General features: G+C 47.1%; 14 protein-coding genes and 1 pseudogene. 9 read left to right on the top strand and 6 right to left on the bottom strand.

Translation table 11 applies throughout. From position 1 onward, the window contains the following. Positions 1-107: 107 nt before the first annotated feature. On the top strand, positions 108-1,724 hold the full coding sequence (locus REC12_RS12545; RefSeq protein ID WP_308894913.1) for a (Fe-S)-binding protein: 1,617 nt from the start codon (positions 108-110) through the stop codon (positions 1,722-1,724). Positions 1,725-1,777: 53 nt separating this feature from the next. Here the strand turns inward: REC12_RS12545 and REC12_RS12540 are convergent, their stop codons facing one another. Further along, on the bottom strand, positions 1,778-2,155 hold the full coding sequence (locus tag REC12_RS12540; RefSeq protein ID WP_308894912.1) for a DUF134 domain-containing protein: 378 nt from the start codon (positions 2,153-2,155) through the stop codon (positions 1,778-1,780). Between the two features lie 510 nt (positions 2,156-2,665). Here REC12_RS12540 and REC12_RS12535 point away from each other — a divergent pair. The 6 genes from REC12_RS12535 to REC12_RS12510 all read left to right on the top strand — a co-directional run bounded on the left by REC12_RS12535 (position 2,666) and on the right by REC12_RS12510 (position 8,676). Then, positions 2,666-3,502: a 4Fe-4S binding protein gene (locus REC12_RS12535; RefSeq protein WP_308894911.1), complete on the top strand. Its 837-nt coding sequence runs from the start codon at positions 2,666-2,668 to the stop codon at positions 3,500-3,502. Positions 3,503-3,823: 321 nt separating this feature from the next. Next, on the top strand, positions 3,824-4,864 hold the full coding sequence (locus tag REC12_RS12530; protein WP_308894909.1) for an ArsR/SmtB family transcription factor: 1,041 nt from the start codon (positions 3,824-3,826) through the stop codon (positions 4,862-4,864). 2 nt (positions 4,865-4,866) lie between these two features. Further along, entirely contained in the window at positions 4,867-5,676 is an 810-nt protein-coding gene (locus REC12_RS12525) for an ABC transporter permease (protein ID WP_308894907.1), read from the top strand. Positions 5,677-5,703: 27 nt separating this feature from the next. Beyond that, positions 5,704-6,702 carry an ABC transporter ATP-binding protein gene (locus REC12_RS12520; RefSeq protein WP_308894905.1) on the top strand — a complete coding sequence of 333 codons (999 nt, stop codon included), beginning with the start codon at positions 5,704-5,706 and terminating at the stop codon, positions 6,700-6,702. Continuing rightward, a complete protein-coding gene (locus tag REC12_RS12515; RefSeq protein WP_308894903.1) occupies positions 6,699-7,514 on the top strand; it encodes an ABC transporter permease in 816 nt (271 codons plus the stop codon). The genes REC12_RS12520 and REC12_RS12515 overlap by 4 nt, the downstream gene beginning before the upstream one ends. A gap of 205 nt (positions 7,515-7,719) precedes the next feature. Then, positions 7,720-8,676, top strand: a complete 957-nt coding sequence (locus REC12_RS12510; protein ID WP_308894902.1) for an MBL fold metallo-hydrolase — start codon at positions 7,720-7,722, stop codon at positions 8,674-8,676. Between the two features lie 252 nt (positions 8,677-8,928). Here REC12_RS12510 and REC12_RS12505 read toward each other — a convergent pair whose 3' ends face one another. Beyond that, positions 8,929-10,581, bottom strand: coding sequence for a long-chain fatty acid--CoA ligase (locus tag REC12_RS12505; protein ID WP_308894900.1), 1,653 nt, complete (start codon positions 10,579-10,581; stop codon positions 8,929-8,931). Between the two features lie 305 nt (positions 10,582-10,886). Between REC12_RS12505 and REC12_RS12500 the strand changes: the two are divergent. Both REC12_RS12500 and REC12_RS12495 read left to right on the top strand, forming a co-directional pair. Then, positions 10,887-12,039 (top strand): annotated as a pseudogene (locus REC12_RS12500) (thiolase family protein). Positions 12,040-12,461: 422 nt separating this feature from the next. Continuing rightward, entirely contained in the window at positions 12,462-14,537 is a 2,076-nt protein-coding gene (locus tag REC12_RS12495) for a sigma 54-interacting transcriptional regulator (protein WP_308895017.1), read from the top strand. A gap of 40 nt (positions 14,538-14,577) precedes the next feature. Here REC12_RS12495 and REC12_RS12490 read toward each other — a convergent pair whose 3' ends face one another. The 4 genes from REC12_RS12490 to REC12_RS12475 form a co-directional block, all read right to left on the bottom strand. Beyond that, positions 14,578-15,195 (bottom strand): hypothetical protein, encoded by a 618-nt coding sequence (locus REC12_RS12490; RefSeq protein ID WP_308894896.1) that lies wholly within the window; start codon positions 15,193-15,195, stop codon positions 14,578-14,580. Positions 15,196-15,327: 132 nt separating this feature from the next. Continuing rightward, positions 15,328-15,630 (bottom strand): zinc-ribbon domain containing protein, encoded by a 303-nt coding sequence (locus tag REC12_RS12485; RefSeq protein WP_308894894.1) that lies wholly within the window; start codon positions 15,628-15,630, stop codon positions 15,328-15,330. A 260-nt stretch (positions 15,631-15,890) separates the two neighbouring features. Beyond that, the gene (locus tag REC12_RS12480) at positions 15,891-17,504 is read right to left on the bottom strand and encodes an ABC-F family ATP-binding cassette domain-containing protein (RefSeq protein WP_308894893.1); all 1,614 of its coding nucleotides are present in this window, start codon (positions 17,502-17,504) and stop codon (positions 15,891-15,893) included. 276 nt (positions 17,505-17,780) lie between these two features. After that, positions 17,781-18,146, bottom strand: coding sequence for a carboxymuconolactone decarboxylase family protein (locus REC12_RS12475; RefSeq protein WP_308894891.1), 366 nt, complete (start codon positions 18,144-18,146; stop codon positions 17,781-17,783). Positions 18,147-18,233: the final 87 nt, after the last annotated feature.

Here is an 18,233-nt window from a genome sequence, read left to right as displayed (position 1 = left end):
CTACCGCAGAGATCATTTGATCCTTCTAATGCTCTCGATTATTGGACTGCCGATGTAGCGATCAAAAACAGATTTCGGAAGTTAAATATTTGGAAGGAGAGTTTAGTATGATAGATCACAAGGATTTACGCCCAAAGGATATGGGACGATCGGATGAGCAATTGGTTAGGGTTAATCCCAAACAGCTTATGCCTTTATTGCCGCCTTATGATAAACCCGGCCTAGAACCCTCATTGACAGATCCCAAACCTGAGTGGCGGAAAAAATTTTGCACGTCGCTCGATGGCTACGTTGGTATTGATACCTTGACCAGGCCCGAAACAAAAGAGGAAGAGGAGAAATTTGTCAATCAGTTTCTTAAGGGTTTGGAAAAGAGTTTTTCTGATGCCAACAACGGGGCTCTTCAACCGTACTTGTTATCCTTCGAATACTGTGCCAAATGTGATACCTGTTCCGCCGCCTGCCATATCTTTGAAGCCTCAGGCAAAAATGAACTATACCGTCCAATTTTCCGCTCCGAAGTTCTCAGGAAAATTGTTAAGAAATATTTCACAAGAAGTGGCCGGCTTTTGGGTAGTTTTGTCGGTGCGGATATTGATGTGAATTGGGAGACGGTCGCACGGCTGGGTGAATTAGCCTATCGTTGCAATCTTTGCCGCCGTTGTGCCCAAAGTTGCCCGTTGGGTTTAGATAATGCCATTCTCACGAAAGAAATCCGAAAAATTTTCAGTCAGGAAATGGGAATTGCCCCTCTTCCCTTGCATACCAAAGGGACGGTACTGCAAATGAAAACAGGCTCCTCCACGGGAATAACCAAACCTGCTTTCTTAGATACGATTGAGTTTTTAGAAGAGGACATTGAAGAAAAGTACGGTTTGAAAATTAAATTTCCGATTGACAAAAAAGGAGCGGATATTCTCCTCTTACATAATGCGGGTGAATATATGGCCTGGCCGGAAAACCCTATCGCTTTTGCTATTCTTTTCGAAGAAGCCGGTTTGGACTGGACGCTCAGCAGTGAAATAGCGGGCTATGACAATGTAAACTACGGTATCTGGTATGACGATTTTCAAGCGAAACAATTAGCTTTGATGCAGATGAAAGTCGCCAAGGACCTGGGTGTCAAGCGAATTGTTATTGCTGAGTGCGGCCATGCCCATAAAGCTTCAATGGTTGTAGGCGACCGTATGGCTCAGGCCGAGCAAAAGATTCCGGTGGAAAGCTGCCTGCCTCTGCTTTGGGATATGGTGAAGAGTAAACGTTTAATATTCGATTCTCAAAAAAACAACTTTCCTGTGACGCTTCATGATCCTTGTAATTATGTTCGCGGCATGGGGATTGTTGAACCTCAGCGAAACGTCTTAAAAGCTGTTTGTCCGCAATTTCGCGAAATGACACCCCATGGAGTCGATAATTACTGCTGTGGGGGTGGCGGTGGATTCGCAATTACGAATTCCGTCAATTTTAGTGAGTGGAGAAATAAAGTTAGTTCACGCATGAAGTTTAACCAGATCCTCGGAGCCTTTCAAGATACTATGGAGAATTTTAACTTGCCTAAATATGTCTGTGCCCCATGTTCTAACTGTAAAGGAGCTATCCGGGATATTCTGGAATTTTATGAGGCGACGGCGAAATTTAATGTTCAGTACGGGGGATTAGTAGAACTTATGGTCAATGCGCTCGTGAGTATGAAAAAGCCTTTTCTGGAGTTTTTAGAGGAGTAAAAGAGTTTGGCGAGAGCCAGACCTTCAGCAGAACCTTCGTTCAGCATACATTATCAGCTACCTTCACGATCTTCCTGCAAAACTTTATGACAGCGATGTTTAGCACAACCGCCACAGCCGCAGTATTGCTCAAGACCGTCACAAAGCTTGTAATCGCCGCCTTCAATGTTTAATACTTTGCCATTGACCAAAGACTCCGCAATTTTTTTTCTGGCATCGTTATATATTCGCTGAACTGTGGTGCGCGCGATATTCATTTGATCGGCGCATTCTTCTTGGGTAAACCCTTCCAAATCAATGAGCCGTATTGTTTCATATTCGTCGACGGTCATCATGACACAATGATTCTGCTTGATTGAAGTGTTAAGAGGTCCAAAGCGGTTGCTTTCCGGCAAGCAGCACACTTTTCTCCACTTTCTCGGTCTTGGCATAATTTGTTCTCCCCTGCGTAGATTTAAACCTATCCACTCTCAAGATGATTAAGAATTTCTCTTTTCAGGTTTTTGACATATGATCTTATGGTTAAAAATTATACTGTACTTTTGGCAGATGTCAATGACTCCTCCGAAAGGGATGCTCAATGCGAATAAAGGAGTTAACGATATTTGCTTTTATCCGCTGACTAATCCGCTCTAAAACTCCCGCTTCGGCAAGCGGTGAGTTAAGAGCGGCTAACTCCCTGGATAAGGGCGACTAAGATTCAAATGGAGTTAAAACTCCACCTGAATCAAGTCTTCTTTATTGGCTATTCCTTGCAGGAAATAGAGAATATTAGTGGAATAGTTTTTGAAGAAGAAAGGTATTGCGGTACTTAATTATCATAAAAACCGGCCTATTCCGGTCGAAGGTTAATTACCGCCGGGAGCTTTGGAGGGCCGTACAGGGTAATAGGGCATCTTCGACTTAGAGACTTAGATTGGAAATGAATGACGGAGGCTTTTATGGATAAACAGAGCTTAAGCAAAATGGCGGCCGGTTTTTTGCAAAACTCAGAGTACAATTATGTTCCGGAGGAAATAGCGCTGTCGGAAACGGTCAAGGGTATGAGAATTTTTGAAACTCCAATCTTGGCCTTTGCCGCAGCTGATAATGAGTGTTTCAATTTGTTGAAGGAAGCCTCAGTGATAGGGCAGCACTTTATGGAACCCAGAGAATGGTTACCTGAATCCAGAACCGTTATCTCCTTTTTTCTGCCCTTTACGGAGGCGGTGAAAAAAGGAAACAGAAGAGATAGGTTATGGCCTTCAGAAGAATGGTTACATGGCAGAATTGAAGGCCAGGCTTTTGTCGTTAGGCTTTGCCAATATTTAAGCTCTGAATTAATAAAGGCAGGGTTTAAGAGTCTGGCCCCATCTTTGGATAAACGGTTCTGGGCCCAGACCGGATTTAACAAAGCCAAGCAAAATTCCGGCGACCCCAAAGCATTCACGAGCAATTGGTCGGAAAGGCATGTAGCTTATATTTGTGGACTTGGAACCTTTGGACTTTCCAAAGGCCTGATAACTAAAAAAGGCATCGCAGGCAGATTTGGCAGCATTGTCACAGAGCTGTACTTGCCTCCCGATGAACGGGAGTATAAAGACATTTATGAATACTGTTCTATGTGCGGGGCCTGTGTAAAGCATTGTCCGGTCAAGGCAATCTCCCTCGATAAGGGGAAAAATCATATAATATGTTCCGGTTTTTTAGACAAAACGGCTGAGAAATACAAACCGAGATATGGGTGTGGAAAGTGTCAGGTAGGTGTTCCCTGTGAAAGTTCTGTTCCTAAAAAATAATTGCTTCTGAAAGCTGCTATTTTATTTACCAAGACTGTTTATAAAGAGCATTATCATGATTTTCTTGTCATATGTTACCCATTCCGGAAGACCGGGTAATTTATAGCTTTAAGCCAGAATGTTTTTGCTGGAGACATTCTGGCTAGTTTTTTGCGCTCAATTTTAACTTATTTTAGATTAGTTCGCAAAAACAGCTTGACACCCGGGAGAGACATCACTATACTTTAGACACTTTAAGCAAATTTAATCAACGATTAGCCAAATGACGAATCAAAATAATGGAGGTGACTTAATCTGCTCTACGACTGGCTGCAGAAGCATGTGGTCATCGAATACTCTCCCTTTTTAGAGGTGGTCTCCAGCCTTCACGTTTTACAAGAACCTAAACATCATCTGGAGCGGCTTACCTGGGCCCTGGAAACCGAGGCTTTGCTTTCTCCTGCTCTCAAGCAGCAAATTGCTGATCTGGGTCAGGCCTCAAACGACTGGCTGAATCTTTTCGACCTTCACGACATCTGCAATTTTCGCGAAACCTCAGTTGAAGAAGGCATTGAAAAACTCCTGGAGGTAAATGAACGGCAGTTTGTCTATTGCTTAATGGGGCAGGTCATGTCCCTGGAGCATATCGACTTGTGGCTCCAGGGCAACGAAGTTGAGAAGGAACAATGGACGAAACCTCAGCGGGACCTCTTACGTAAGCCGGCTACCCTGCGCCGGCAATTCGCGGACGTGCTATCTGCCTATTATCAGGAATATTTCACCAAAGAACTGCGCCGGATAGAGCCGTGGCTGATTTCCTCAGTCCATACCTTTCAGGAAAAGCTGCGCCAAGCACCGCTTGAGGCCATGGAATCCATCCATCCCCGCTTCATTCTCCGAGAGCAGGAAATCCTTTTTTACAAAGCGCACACTTGGCGTTTTCCCTACTCTGAACTGTCCAGAATTATTGTCCAACCGTCCACGTTTATTGCGCCGCACCTCTTGATGGGCACCTTTGAGTCAACGGTCAGTGTTGGTTACGCGCTGAGCGTTCCCGGAGCGGACCGAACGGATGCTGTCCCCCAAGATTTGCTGGGCATCATGAACGCGATGTCTGATGAGAGCCGGATGAAAATTCTCAGGCAGGTATTTTATCACCCCTACTGCACGCAACAATTGGCGGAAATGTACAATCTTGCGGAAGCAACCGTATCCAAACATTTGAAAATCTTAAGTCAAGCCGGGCTGGTGCGCAGCGAACGCAAAGGCAACTATGTCTTCTATTCCGGAGATCGCAAGCGAATTCAACAGGTACCGGTCGATTTAAATCAGTTTTTCGACCAGCCCTTGTTGGACAAAGCCCATACAGGAGAGGAGAAATAGGCATGTGGAGGACCTTTAAATCCACGTTCTGGCGGAATTATCTCACCATGCGGCGTGCATATCCCTGGTCGTTTTTCATAGGACATATTTTAAGCGGAGTCTATACGGTTTTGTTCGCTTATTTAACTTACAATTTTGTTTTTGCCGGTCAAACGGACAGCCGGTTCGCAGGTTTCGCGGGAACCGGAGATTACATCTCCTATATTGTGCTTGGCGGCACAGTGTATTCTTTGGCTGTGTCGATGCTTATGATCGTCAGCCGCTCTTTAATCACGGAACTCCGGGAAGGAAGCCTGGAGGCACTGCTTTTGACGCCATCCTCCCGTAAAGGCTATTTTCTGGGGACGGGGTTACAGGGATTAATGCGTGTCGGGATTGAATTCAGTGTGATTATCCTGATAGGCTTGATCTTCGGACTAAATTTAAGCCATATGGATTGGGCGGCGGCCTTCCTTGTCCTTATGCTCACGATAGGCGCGTTTTTTACCCAGGCTTTGGTGCTCGGTTCAGTAATGCTCTATTTTCGCGATACTTACATCACTCAAAATACTCTTTTCGTAGTCATGTCTTTTGTATCCGGAGTGACATTTCCGGTGCAATATCTGCCTGGATGGCTGTACCCTCTCAGCCGGATTATGCCGCTTAACTTTGGTTTACAGGCCTTTCGCCGCAGTGTGATCGAAGGAGGCGGGCTTTGGGCCAGCAGAAACGATCTCGCCGCTTTAGTTGTGCTGGGCTTGATTTACCTTGTGATCGGAGCTTGGGCTATTCAGATAACAGAAAAAGGTGTGGTCGAAAAGATCTTTGATTAAAGAATTAAGGATAAGGGGAGGCTGGAAATGTTAACAGCGGTGAACTTGCGTAAAGTTTATGTAACAAAGGAAAAACAGGGAGTCTTCAGAAGCCGCAAGAAAGAGGTAGTGGCGGTACAGAGTTTAGATCTGCAAATTCAGCCGGGTGAAATCGTCGGTTTGCTGGGAATCAACGGGGCCGGAAAAACGACAACGATCAAAATGCTTTCCACTCTGCTGATACCTACGGCCGGAAGCATTGTCATTGATGGCCTAAACGCCCTCGAAGAGCCGATGAAAGTAAAAAAACGGGTCAACATGATCGCCGGAGGTGAGCGTATGCTCTACTGGCGCTTAACTGCACGAGAAAACCTTGCTTATTTCGGCAGTTTGTATGGTTTATATGGAAAAACTTTGACAGAGCGCAGCAACGATTTGCTGAAAGCGGTGGATTTAGAAGCAGCGGCGGATATTCCGGTAGAGAGGTACTCCAAAGGAATGAAACAGCGTTTGCAAATTGCCCGCGGTTTAATCAATGATCCGAGCTACCTTTTCCTGGATGAGCCCACCTTAGGGTTAGATGCGCCGATTGCCAAACGTTTGCGGGAGCATATTCGGGACCTGGCCGTGCAAGAGGGAAAAGGAATTCTGCTCACCAGCCATTACTTGAGTGAAGTGGAATCGCTTTGTAAACGGGTATACATTATTGACAAAGGAGCTTTAGTGCTGCACGATACGCCGGAAAAAGTAATTCGCGCGGTTGCCGCCGGAGACCTTCTTTCCCTATGGGTTTCTGAGTTCCCGGAAAAAACCAGGGAGGCTCTTACAAAAATACTTTTGCCCTTTGAGGCTGTGCTGACCGTTCTGGAACAGAGTGGGGGAGTGGAACTGCGAATTCGGTCTAAGCAGGAAGTCACTGCCCAAGTACTGCAGTTTTTATTCGAGCAAGGATTACCCCTTCAGCGCTTGGAGGTGGAGAAACCGAAGCTTGAGGATGCGATCTTAAACCTGGCCGGAAGGGATGTTGCAGGGAGGGAAACGGCTTGAAAGGACTCAAACGTGTTTTTTGGTCGGAGATGAAAAAAAGCCACCGCCTGAACTTTCACAGCTCGCTCATTTACTTTTCGCTGCTGGTCTGGCCGGCGATCACCTATGTTTCGGCATACTATTCCTTAAAACCCTTTAATCTGGGTGCCTACAGTCCGTTAAACCGTTTTTTTAGCTCTGAGAAAATCGGGGTATTTCTCTTAACCGGGTACTTGGGGTATATTTTTTTCTGGTCTCTGGTGCAATCGGCCTGGCAGATGTCCTTTGAACGCTATTCCGGGACCATTGAACTGATTTTTCTTTCCCCGGTATCCCGGCTGGGAGTAATTTATGGCCGGGCCGCAGCGGATCTTTTAGAAGGAGTATGGCTTTTTTCTACCTTTGCACTTTTGGCCGCGGCTTTGGTCAAGGGTATTCATGTGGCCGCTTGGTGGAGCATTCCGCTGGGACTGCTGCTCCTGGTTGTTTCGGCAGTGATCTGGGGTGGATTTTTGAATGTCATCTTTTTGTTTTCCCGGGATTCCAGTTTTCTTTATACGGTTCTGGATGAGCCTATGCTGATTTTTTCCGGGGTACGCATTCCGGTCGCAGCGATGCCCTTATGGGGAAAAGCTGCCGCTTTAGTTTTTCCCCTGACGTATGTATTGCAAATCCTTAGAGAACTGATGATAGATGGGCTGGGATTCACTCAGATCCTGCCGTCATTAGGGGTCTTGCTCGCGGTTCTGATACTGTTATTTCTTTTAAGCGGCCGACTGGCCATCCTTGCCGAACGGCATGCCCTGAAAACAGGAAATCTCACCTTTTTTTAACCGCTAAACCAGCGCGAAGCTTTGAATCATTCCGGACTTAAGGAAGCCGGTGTAGGGGATCAACAAAGCTTAAGTAAAATGGCGGCTGACTTTTCGAAAAATTCAGGATATAATTATATTCCGAGGGAATAGAGCTTCCGGAAACGGTCAATGGTATGAGAATTTTTGTTCTTGGCCGACATGCCATAGATTAGGGGGGAATAAAATGTCTTCTATCCTTAACCTGGGCGACAATGTTTATCAAATCGATGTTCATGACCAGGGAATGCCTAAACGGACTTCGTGTTATCTGATCGTAGGGGAAAAGGTGGCTTTGCTGGAAACCGGTCCGACGCCAAGTATCGGCTACATTTTAGACGGTTTAAAGAGCTTAGGCGTACCGCCGGAAAAAGTAGACTACATAATCCTCACGCATATTCATTTAGACCACGCGGGCGGAGCCGGGGCAATAGTTCAGGAACTGCCGAAGGCCCGGGTTTTTGTTCATCCTAAAGGAGCAAAGCACTTGAGCGATCCCTCTCAGCTTATAGCCGGAACCAAGGCTATTTATAAAGAGCATTATCATGATTTTTTCGGGCATGTTTTACCCATTCCGGAAGACCGGGTTCATACTCCGGGTGATGGAGAAATTCTGGATTTGGGCGGTGGCCGTTTGCTGACCTTTTATTATTCTCCCGGACACGCCAGCCATCACTTGGTGATCCACGATCCGGTCAGCAGGGGTGTTTTCGGCGGCGATGCTCTGGGTGTCCGTATTCACAGTTTGAGTGAACTGATAGGCAGTGATTTTGTCTTGCCGTTTACCCCACCGACAGAATTTGACCCGCTGGCGGCTAAAAACACTTTGGACCGCATGAGAGGGCTGAATCTGGAGACTATTTATTTTGGACATTTCGGAAAAGCAGGGGGAGCGCCGGCTATCCTTGCCCGCAACACAGAATTGTTAGAGGCTTATGCGGCTATTGGCCGGCGTGTTTTGGCTGCGGGTGGCACTGTCGAAGAAATTAAGGAGTCTTTGTGGGAATTATTAAGAGGTGAGTTAGCGCAATATGGGATCACCGCCAGGGAACATCCGCTGTTAAAATCCTTTGAGCCGGATCTGGAACTTAGCTCTCAGGGAATTGCTTATTACTTTAAAGGGGTAGGTTTAGCCAAATTGTAATGTGTGTGGAAGCTATAGAGTTGCTGTTAAAAGAGTCTTTCGTCATTTGTTTTCGCCGGGTCTATAGGCGGGTGTTAGGCGAGCTATTGCAAAGAAGGTAATCCGGAACATCGGGAGAAAATTTAAAAGCCTGCCTTATAGGTCGCAAAGAAAAAGAAAAACCGGCGGAAGCCGGCAAAAGGGGGAATCACGCTGACCGCGTGGTTCCCCCTTCTCGTTTAAGTTTTTATGACAAAAAAACTCAAGCCCCGGTTATGCCTTTGCCCGGAGAGGAGCTTCGGAAGTTTGCAAAGCACTGGCTGCTTCGGCAAAACGTGCCCGCAGGGCAGCTTTATAAAATTTGCCGACACTTGTCCGGGGAATGGCCTCAATAAATTCTACTTGGTCGGGAATCCAGAGCTTGGGAGCTTTTCCCCGGAGAAAATCCAGGATGTCCTGGGCTTCCACAAGCCCTTCATAGTCCTGTTTCAGAACCACGCAGGCCAGAGGGCGTTCATCCCATTTGGGATGGGGAATTGCGATGACAGCCGCTTCCAAGACCGCGGGATGGTCCATAATCGTATTTTCAAGATCCAGGGAGGATATCCACTCCCCGCCGCTTTTGATTAAATCTTTGCTGCGGTCGGCAATGCCCACGTATCCTTCCGAATCTACAGTGACAATGTCCCCTGTGCGCAGCCAGCCCTCCGTGAAGGAGTCTTGAGAGCGGACAGGGTCTTTATAATACTCTTTGGCGATCCAAGGGCCCCGGAGTAAAAGCTCTCCCATAGTTTTGCCATCCCAGGGAATTTCCCGCCCATCTTCCCCGACCACTTTCATTTCCAGCCCGGGTACGAGCAGTCCCTGTTTGGCTGACAACTGGTATTTTTCCTCAAGGGACAAGTTTTCCATGGTACTCTTAGGCCGGGAGACCAGAACGACCGGAGTCGTTTCGGTCATGCCGTAGGCGTGGAGTATGGGGACGCCTAATTTTTCCCGGTAGTTGCGGATCATAGAAACGGAGGCGGCGGAACCGCCATTGACAATTTCCCGGAGAGAAGAAGGATCGTATTTCCCGCTTTCCCACAAGGGATAGGTTGCCATCCAGATGGTGGGTACACCGGCGGCAAGAGTCACTTTATGGTCTTCAATCAGCCGGCAAATGTCTTCGGCTTGTGGGCGCGCTCCGGGAAAAACCTGAGTGGCTCCCAGCCAGGTACAGGCAAAGGGTATTCCCCAAGCATTGACGTGGAACATAGGGACAAAGGGTAAAACCCGGTCGGCTTCGTGCAAATTTAAGCAATCCGGGAGACAGGCGGCCAAACAATGGAGAACTAGGGCGCGGTGGGTGTAAACAACTCCTTTGGGGCTGCCGGTCGTCGCCGTGGTATAGCACATGGCGGCGGGGTCCCATTCGCTTAAATCAGGATAGCTGAACGTCTCCCTGGCTCCGGCCAGCAATGCTTCATAGGACAAAGGATTTGCCAAACCGCAGGGCGGGATTTCCAGGGTATCCGACATTACGATAATCTGTTCCACGGTGGGTAATTGATCGCGAATGCTCTGTAAAAGAGGGAGAAGATCTTTGTCCACAAAAATTACTTTATCTTCGGCATGGTTAATAATGTAAACCAGTTGTTCCGGTCCGAGGCGCAAATTTAAAGTGTGGAGTACCGCTCCGCTAATCGGTATGGCAAAGTAGAGTTCGAGGTGGCGGTGATTGTTCCAGGCAAGTGTGCCTACCCTATCGCCCTTAGTGATTCCTAAATCCTGGAGCACATTGGCGAGGCGCAGGGTACGTTTATAAAAGTCTCCGTAGGTATAGCGGAAGATTCCGGAGAAATCGCGGGAAATAATTTCTTTTTTGGAATAAAGACGCAGAGCCCGTTCCAGGACTGCCTGCAAAGTCAGATCGTAGGCCATCATAATCTCTCACTCCTCTTAGCTGTTGCAAAGTTTATTCTGAATATTTGCAATATATATGCCAGAGCAAGAGTTTTTATCCGCCTCTTATTTTAACTGGTATTTCCACCTTGTTTCCGGAAAGAAAGTGTCCTTCCTGTTGTCAACTGTCCGTTTTTAAGGACACTTAAAAGTGGTGAAGCCGGCGTTTTGCCGGATGTAATTTTTTGGTTAAGCCTAAGCTTAGGCTTAACGGCTTAGTGGCATAAAAATTGCAACCGAGCAAATTTCAAAATATGGTTCAGAATATGGAGAAAGGGATTGAAGAAATGAGAGAAGCTGTGATTGTTGAGGCCGTGAGAACTCCTATTGGGCGAAAAAACGGATCGTTAAGCGGCTGCCGTTCTGAGGATTTGGCGGGGATCGTTCTGAGAGAATTGGTTAGGCGGGCGGGAATAGATCCGGGCCTGGTAGAGGATGTTCTCATGGGGTGTGTCACTCAGGTTGGGGAGCAGGGGTTTTGTATCGGTCGGCAAGCAGCCCTGATTGCCGGTTATCCGCTTCATGTTCCTGGGTTAACCCTTGATCGTCAATGCGGCTCAAGCCAGCAGGCAGTTCATTTCGCCGCTCAGGTAATTCTGGCGGGAGATATGGAGGCCGTTGTCGCCGCCGGAGTGGAGAATATGTCTCGCACGCCCATGGGTTCTAATGTTAAAGGCACAATCTTATCCCCGGAACTAACCTCGCGTTATGAGATAATCAATCAAGGCCTCTCGGCAGAGAGAATCGCTCACAATTGGAAAATCAGTCGGCAGGAGATGGATGAGTTTTCTCTGGAAAGTCATCAAAAAGCGCTTAAATCACAAAAAGAGGGGCGTTTTGAACGAGAAATCATGCCCCTGACTAGTTCCGCTGACAGATGGCCACATGGTGGTTGTGAAAGCCGATGAAGGCCCTCGCGCCGATACCAATTCAGGCAAACTGGCGGCTTTGAAATCCCCCTTTCAAGAGGGAGGGCAGGTCACAGCGGGGAATTCCAGTCAGATATCAGACGGAGCGGCGGCTCTGCTGATCATGTCGCGGGAGAAAGCTTTGGAATTGGGACTTAAACCACGTTTCCGAATCATAGCCCGCAGCGTTCTGGGCTCCGATCCGACGTTGATGCTCACCGGCCCCATTCCCGCCACGGCAAAGGTATTAGCCCAAGCCGGACTGAACCTCAAAGATATCGACGTGTTTGAGGTCAATGAAGCCTTTGCGGCAATTCCCCTAGCTTGGTTAAAGGAAACAGGGGCGGACCGAGAAAAACTTAATCCCTGCGGCGGGGCCATTGCTTTGGGGCATCCTTTGGGCGCCAGCGGGGCTCGCTTAATGACGACGCTGATGCATGAATTGGAACGCAGTGAAGGGAGGTATGGGCTGCAAACCATGTGTGAGGGGCATGGCATGGCTAATGCCACCATTATCGAAAGGCTGGATTGAAGACCGGCCTTGGGCGTTAGCTTAAGTTTCTCATGAGACAAGGTTAGAGGTCGGTCAGTGAAGGAAGGCAAAGCTCAAGGCTGTTTTCTGTTTTGAGTCAAGAGAAAGGAATGGGTTCATAACCAGGAAAGGAGGACGGCAGTACCCTTCGCCTCAATGGAGCTATCCGCCTGCAGCCAAGGTAAAGATTAGAGAGCGGCGGCAGAGGGCCTGATTATTTTTCGCTTGCTGGGGTGTCCCGGACCTTAAGGCTAATTCCTCGGAATTAAGAAAGTTCAGATAATTAGAGGAATTGGGCTTTTCTAAAGAGAATATCAAAGAGAATATAGGAAGCGGCAAAATGCTACGGCGCAACAGATCAAGCGAAATTTATGCAATTGGCAGCTATTCTAGAGGAGGTTTTAGCAGGCGAGGTGACTGGGATGTTAATGTATGACATGATGACGCGCGAGGTTCCTCTGCTGCGTTCCAAGGATACTCTCGGGCAGGGTGTGGCCTTGTTGCGCTGGAGCAAGCTTGATGCCCTGCCGGTCGTGGATGAAGAAGGATACCTCAAGGGGATTTTTACCAAATCCAGCGTTTTGGATGCTTATTTGGCAGGCAGTGACTTGTCCGAAAGCATTGCCCGGCATTTTAACCCCAAGGTAGTAACGGTGGAAGCCAATACTCCCTACGAGGTGGTTGAAGAGCGGGCGAAACAGACTTCCGCAGGTACCGGGGTGGTCGTCGACTCCGAGGGAAAGGTGCTGGGAATCTTTACAAAGGTAGACATGATCCTGGCTTTATTTCGCACAGCGGAGCAATTAGCGGTTAAGCTCAATGCCGTTTATCGAGCGCTGCCTAATGGGCTTATCGTTGTGGACCAAAATCAAACTATTCAGAGCTTAAACTCTGCCGGTGAAAAAATTTTAGGCTTAAGGCAAGAGTCACTTAAAGGTTCTTGTTTAGACAATGTTTTTCCCAATCTCAATTGGCGGGATATTCTCAAGCCGGCTCAAAACCGGCTTGGAATACATGCCCGGCTGAATGAAGTGCCTGTGCTTTGCCACGTAAGCCCTATCGACGGCAAGGGGGGCGCCGTTATTGTCTTTCAAGCTTTGAATGATTTGGATCAAACGGCTCAGGAACTTGACGCCACGAAGCGTCTGTATGAAACATTGTTGACGGTCACCAATATTGCCCATGAAGCGATCTTCGTTGTCGATGACCTGGGTAAGATTACGCTGGTCAATGAGGCGGCTTGTTATTTTTTGGGCAGAAGGGAAAAAGACCTCTTGCAAAAGCCTATTGAACAAGTCAGCGAGAATATTCGACTTTTGCGAACCTTAAAAACCGGCATGGCGGAAACCAACGAGATACAAGTCATTCAGGGAAAGACCTGTATTGTGTCCCGCTCACCGATTGTCCGTCAGGGAAAAATAATTGGAGCGGTTGGGAAAATAGTTTATCAGAGAATCGAAGAAGCTAAAGACGTTGCAGAACGCCTGGCTCAAATGGACAGCGGCTTGCAGTTTTATAAAGAAAAAGCCGGTTCCTTCCACAGAGCTGTTACCTTTAATCAGATTGTGACGGTTAATTCTTCCCTGCGCCGCCTCAAACAGGAAGCGGAGATAGCGGCCCGTGGCAACTCGACCGTCCTGTTAACCGGAGAAAGCGGTACCGGGAAGGAATTGTTTGCCGAGGCGATCCACCAAGCGAGTCCCCGGTGGAAAGGGCCTTATGTCAAAGTAAATTGTGCCGCGGTTCCGGATAACTTGTTGGAGTCGGAGTTCTTTGGTTACGCCGGCGGAGCTTTCACAGGAGCTCAGAAAGGAGGCAGAGCAGGCAAATTTGCCGCTGCCAACGGGGGAAGCTTGTTTTTGGATGAAATAGGGGATATGCCCCTGAATTTGCAAGGCAAATTGCTCAGGGTGCTGGAAGATAAAAGCTTTGAAGCAATCGGCAGCAATGAATCTGTTAAAGTGGATGTGCGAATCATCGTGGCCACGAACCAGGATATTCTCCAAAAGGTGGAACGCGGAGAATTTCGCAGTGATTTATACTATCGCCTCAACGTCATTAATTTCCACTTGCTTCCCCTGCGCTGCCGTCCGGAAGATATCATCCCTCTGGCGGAAGTTTTTTTAGAACGTTTAAATCAAGAGTTCAATAAACAAATACGGGGAATTTCAGCGGCGGCGCGTCAAGCCCTTAACTCGCACCATTGGCCGGGGAATGTGCGCGAGTTGAAAAATGTTGTCGAACGGGCTGTGAATTTTGCCGAGGGAGACCTGTTAGATATTGAGGACCTGCCTTTTTATCTGCTGGAAGCAAAGACGAAAGTATCCGGATCTTGGGGGAACGGTTGGAATCTGGAGAGTGCTCACCGGCATTTAGACAAGGAAACTTTGGAAAAAGCTTTGCTGAAAATGAACGGCAATAAATCGGAAGTCGCCCGGCTGTTGGGAATTTCACGATCTTGGCTCTATGAGAAAATGCGTCGGTACAATATGAATTAAGGATAGGCGTTCCCGCTGACCTGACAAAAGATGACGTTAATTAGTGTAAATAAGGCGTCTCTGATTGCGTAAAGGCGTCATTATGCTCCCTGGCATCCGGACCGGCAACGCTGTGGGCAAAGTGTTGTGAGGGGTTTTTCGCCATGAGTTTGGCCGATGAGGTGAAAATTGCCGGGTCGGCTAACCAGACTATAGCTTTTGCTGAAGTCAGGCCATAAATAATGTGGCTCCACAGTGAGGTGTGATGAGTCTTAACATAAATTGGTTTTTTTATCAGGCCAAACTTTTGTCCGCCATGATAAAGAATAATCCAAGTTAACAAAGAAGCGGTCAGCCCTTTGCTTAAATAATGGTCTTTGCCTGTTTTTTTCAGGATGTATACTAAAGGGATTCCCAGAACTGAACCAACCGAAAGATGCAATAGCTGGCCGAGAACCATGCGGTTTTTTCGTCTCAGTGATGTGGGAGTTACGAAAAATTGGGCCGCCGTATGGCTGAAGGTAGCTTCGGTTTTCTTAGCTTTATAAAATACTGCACTGGTAAGATCTGACGTTATAGCGCCAATTAAACCTCCCAGCAGCCCGATAGTGATGGAATCTTTCATTTTATCAACTTTATGTGCGGAATCTGCAACTTTGAGAATAGATTTTAGTATCATTATAGATTCCTCCAATATTCCTTCCAATTCACTTATATATTGCACATAATTAGCTAATTTAAATTCGTAAATATATCCAGAAATGTAAAAAACCCTCCCGGGCTTTTAGCCCGGGAGGGTTTGAGAAACAATTTACCAGTTGCTGCGTGTACGTGGTTGATAGCAATCGCGGCAATAAACCGGTTTGTTGCCGGAAGGTTGGAAAGGAACCGTCGTTTCTTTCCCGCAATTGGCGCAGACAGCAGGGAACATTTCACGTTGACGGGAAAAACCGCCGCCGTTGTTTCTGTTTTGGGCTTTCTTGGCAGCACGGCATTCCGGGCAGCGGCCGGGTTCGTTGGTAAAACCTTTTTCAGCATAGAATTCTTGCTCAGATGCCGTAAATTCAAATTCCCGTCCACAATCTCTGCATGTTAAAACTTTGTCACTAAACATTTCAAAAAACCTCCACTATAGTTTACCCGCTACATGGTAAGTTCAGCAGCCACTTCCCAGAGCCGTAGCCATAGAGAAGGTTTGTGTAAATCCATTAAATTAACGAGTTTATATTAATATAGCTCAAAACAGAAAATATGTCAAATTATTAGGCCCTTTGTCCCTTAAAAATAGGGGCATAATAGGGGATTATACTATGCGGATAAAAGTGTGAAATCCAATAATTTAATGGCAGACCGCTAACCCCGCTGGGGGAAGTTCTAGGAGTACATGGTCTCTAATAAGGCTTTAACGTCCTCATTTTCCAGATATTCATCAAAGGTCATGCGGCGGTCAAGAATTCCCCGGGGAGTAATTTCCATGATCCGGTTGGCGATCGTTTGCACAAATTGATGGTCTTGGGATACAAAAAGAATGTTGCCCTCCAGGTTCGTCAAAGAACTGTTAAGCGCCGTAATTGATTCCATATCCAGGTGGTTGGTCGGTTCGTCAAAGAGAAGAACATTAGCCCCGCTGAGCATCATTTTGGCAAACATGCAGCGCACTTTTTCTCCGCCGGAAAGAACGCGGGCGGACTTCAAAGACTCTTCCCCGGAGAAGAGCATGCGCCCTAAAAATCCGCGCACAAAGGATTCGTCAGGGTCGCGGGAGAACTGCCTGAGCCAATCCACTAGGTTGAGGTCCGTATCAAAGTAAGGCGAGTTGTCCTGGGGAAAATAAGTTTGAGTGGTCGTGACCCCCCAACTGAATTCTCCTTCATCAGGCTGGATCTCTCCCATTAAAACTTTAAATAATACAGTCTTGGCGTTACTGTTAGGCCCTACCAAGGCAATTTTGTCTCCTTTGTTCATAATAAAAGACAAATCGTCGAGAACCTTTTCGCCGCCGATACGGACTGTTAAGTTTTTCACGGACAAGATATTATTTCCTGCTTCTCTGTCGGGGGTAAAAGCAATATAGGGATATTTGCGGGAGGAAGGCCGAATATCTTCCAGGGTCAGCTTTTCCAGTTGTTTCTTCCGGGAGGTGGCTTGTTTGGCTTTAGAAGCATTGGAACTGAAGCGTTGAATAAACTTTTGCAGTTCCTCGATTTTCTCTTCCTTCTTCTTGTTGGCCTCGCGCATTAAGCGCAGGGCTAACTGACTGGATTCGTACCAAAAATCATAATTGCCGACATAGAGCTGGATTTTGCCGAAATCGATATCGGCAATATGGGTGCACACCTTGTTTAAAAAATGCCGGTCGTGGGAAACGACAATAACAGTGTTTTCGTAATTATATAGGAAGTTTTCCAGCCAGGTAATGGACTGCAGGTCTAAATGGTTGGTGGGCTCGTCCAATAGGAGAATGTTGGGGTTGCCGAAGAGCGCCTGGGCCAGCAGGACACGCACTTTTTCGTTGCCGCTTAGGTCTTTCATCGTTTTGCTTTGCAGCTCTTTGGCAATACCCAGGCCCATGAGGAGTTCCGAGGCTTCAGATTCCGCCTGCCAACCGTTGAGTTCGGCAAACTCGCCTTCCAAAACAGAGGCCCTGATCCCGTCTTCTTCGGAAAAGTCCGGTTTCGAATAAAGGGCGTCTTTTTCTTCCATAATTTCATACAGCCGGGCATGGCCCATGATGACTGTTTTCAGCACTTCATAGTCTTCGAACTGAAAGTGGTCCTGTTTCAAAACCCCAATTCGCTCTCCGGGAGTCAGAATGACCTCGCCGCTTGTGGAGTCCAGTTCCCCGGAAAGGATTTTCAGGAAGGTGGATTTGCCGGCGCCGTTAGCTCCGATCAAACCATAACAGTTCCCAGGCAGGAACTTGACGTTAACATCCTCGAATAAGGCCCGTTTTCCGAATCTCAGGGTAATTCCGCTGGTACTAATCATTAAAAATCGTTCCTTTATATAAGAATTTGCTCCAAAGTCATATTATAGCATTATTTGTCAAAAAGATATACTTCAAGATAAATCCCCTTTAGGTAAGAAAGATTAGGTTCTGCTTTCTTACCCTAAGGGGATGAATGCAACGAGTATTCTTATACCAGGTTTGTTTGCAAAGAGGGTGCTTATAAAGGCTATTTAAAAGGGCGCGATCAGAAGACTGAGACGGTTGGGGTGGCTTTAAAACTGCTCTGTAAAGAAGCATAAGCCAGATCAGCGCGGTCAATGGATTGAAGTGATTCCGTCGGTTGCTGTTTCTTCCAGTATTTTTCTCAGAATTAAAATTCCGGCCATAGTTTTAGGAAAACCGGCACTTGGCGCAACTAACAAGATGGCATGTTCTATCTCTTCTTTGCTGCAGCCGCCTCTTAAAGCTTTGAGAATATGAGTATGTAAAGCCCGGGGATATTGGCATTCGGTTGACAAAGCTACTTTTATCAACCAGCAGGTTTTTTGGTCTAAAGGTCCGCCCTCGGTGTGCACTAAATGCCCGTAAGTTTCGTAGGCTTTATATATTTCTCCATGGTGTTCCGTGAAATATTTCAGATTGATTTCCGTAGCGTCAAGATTGTCAAAATAGTCGTCCATGATGACAGCTCCTTTACTGTTTCTTACATTGTTTACCACAGCAGGGATGACTATACATGGAAACAGCGGCATTTATTTTAGCCTCGG

The organism is Candidatus Desulfosporosinus nitrosoreducens (assembly GCF_030954495.1).
In the GTDB taxonomy this organism is placed as follows: Bacteria; Bacillota; Desulfitobacteriia; order Desulfitobacteriales; family Desulfitobacteriaceae; genus Desulfosporosinus; species Desulfosporosinus nitrosoreducens.
Note: the sequence above shows the minus strand (reverse complement) of the source record. Positions and strands in the feature narration are given on the sequence as shown.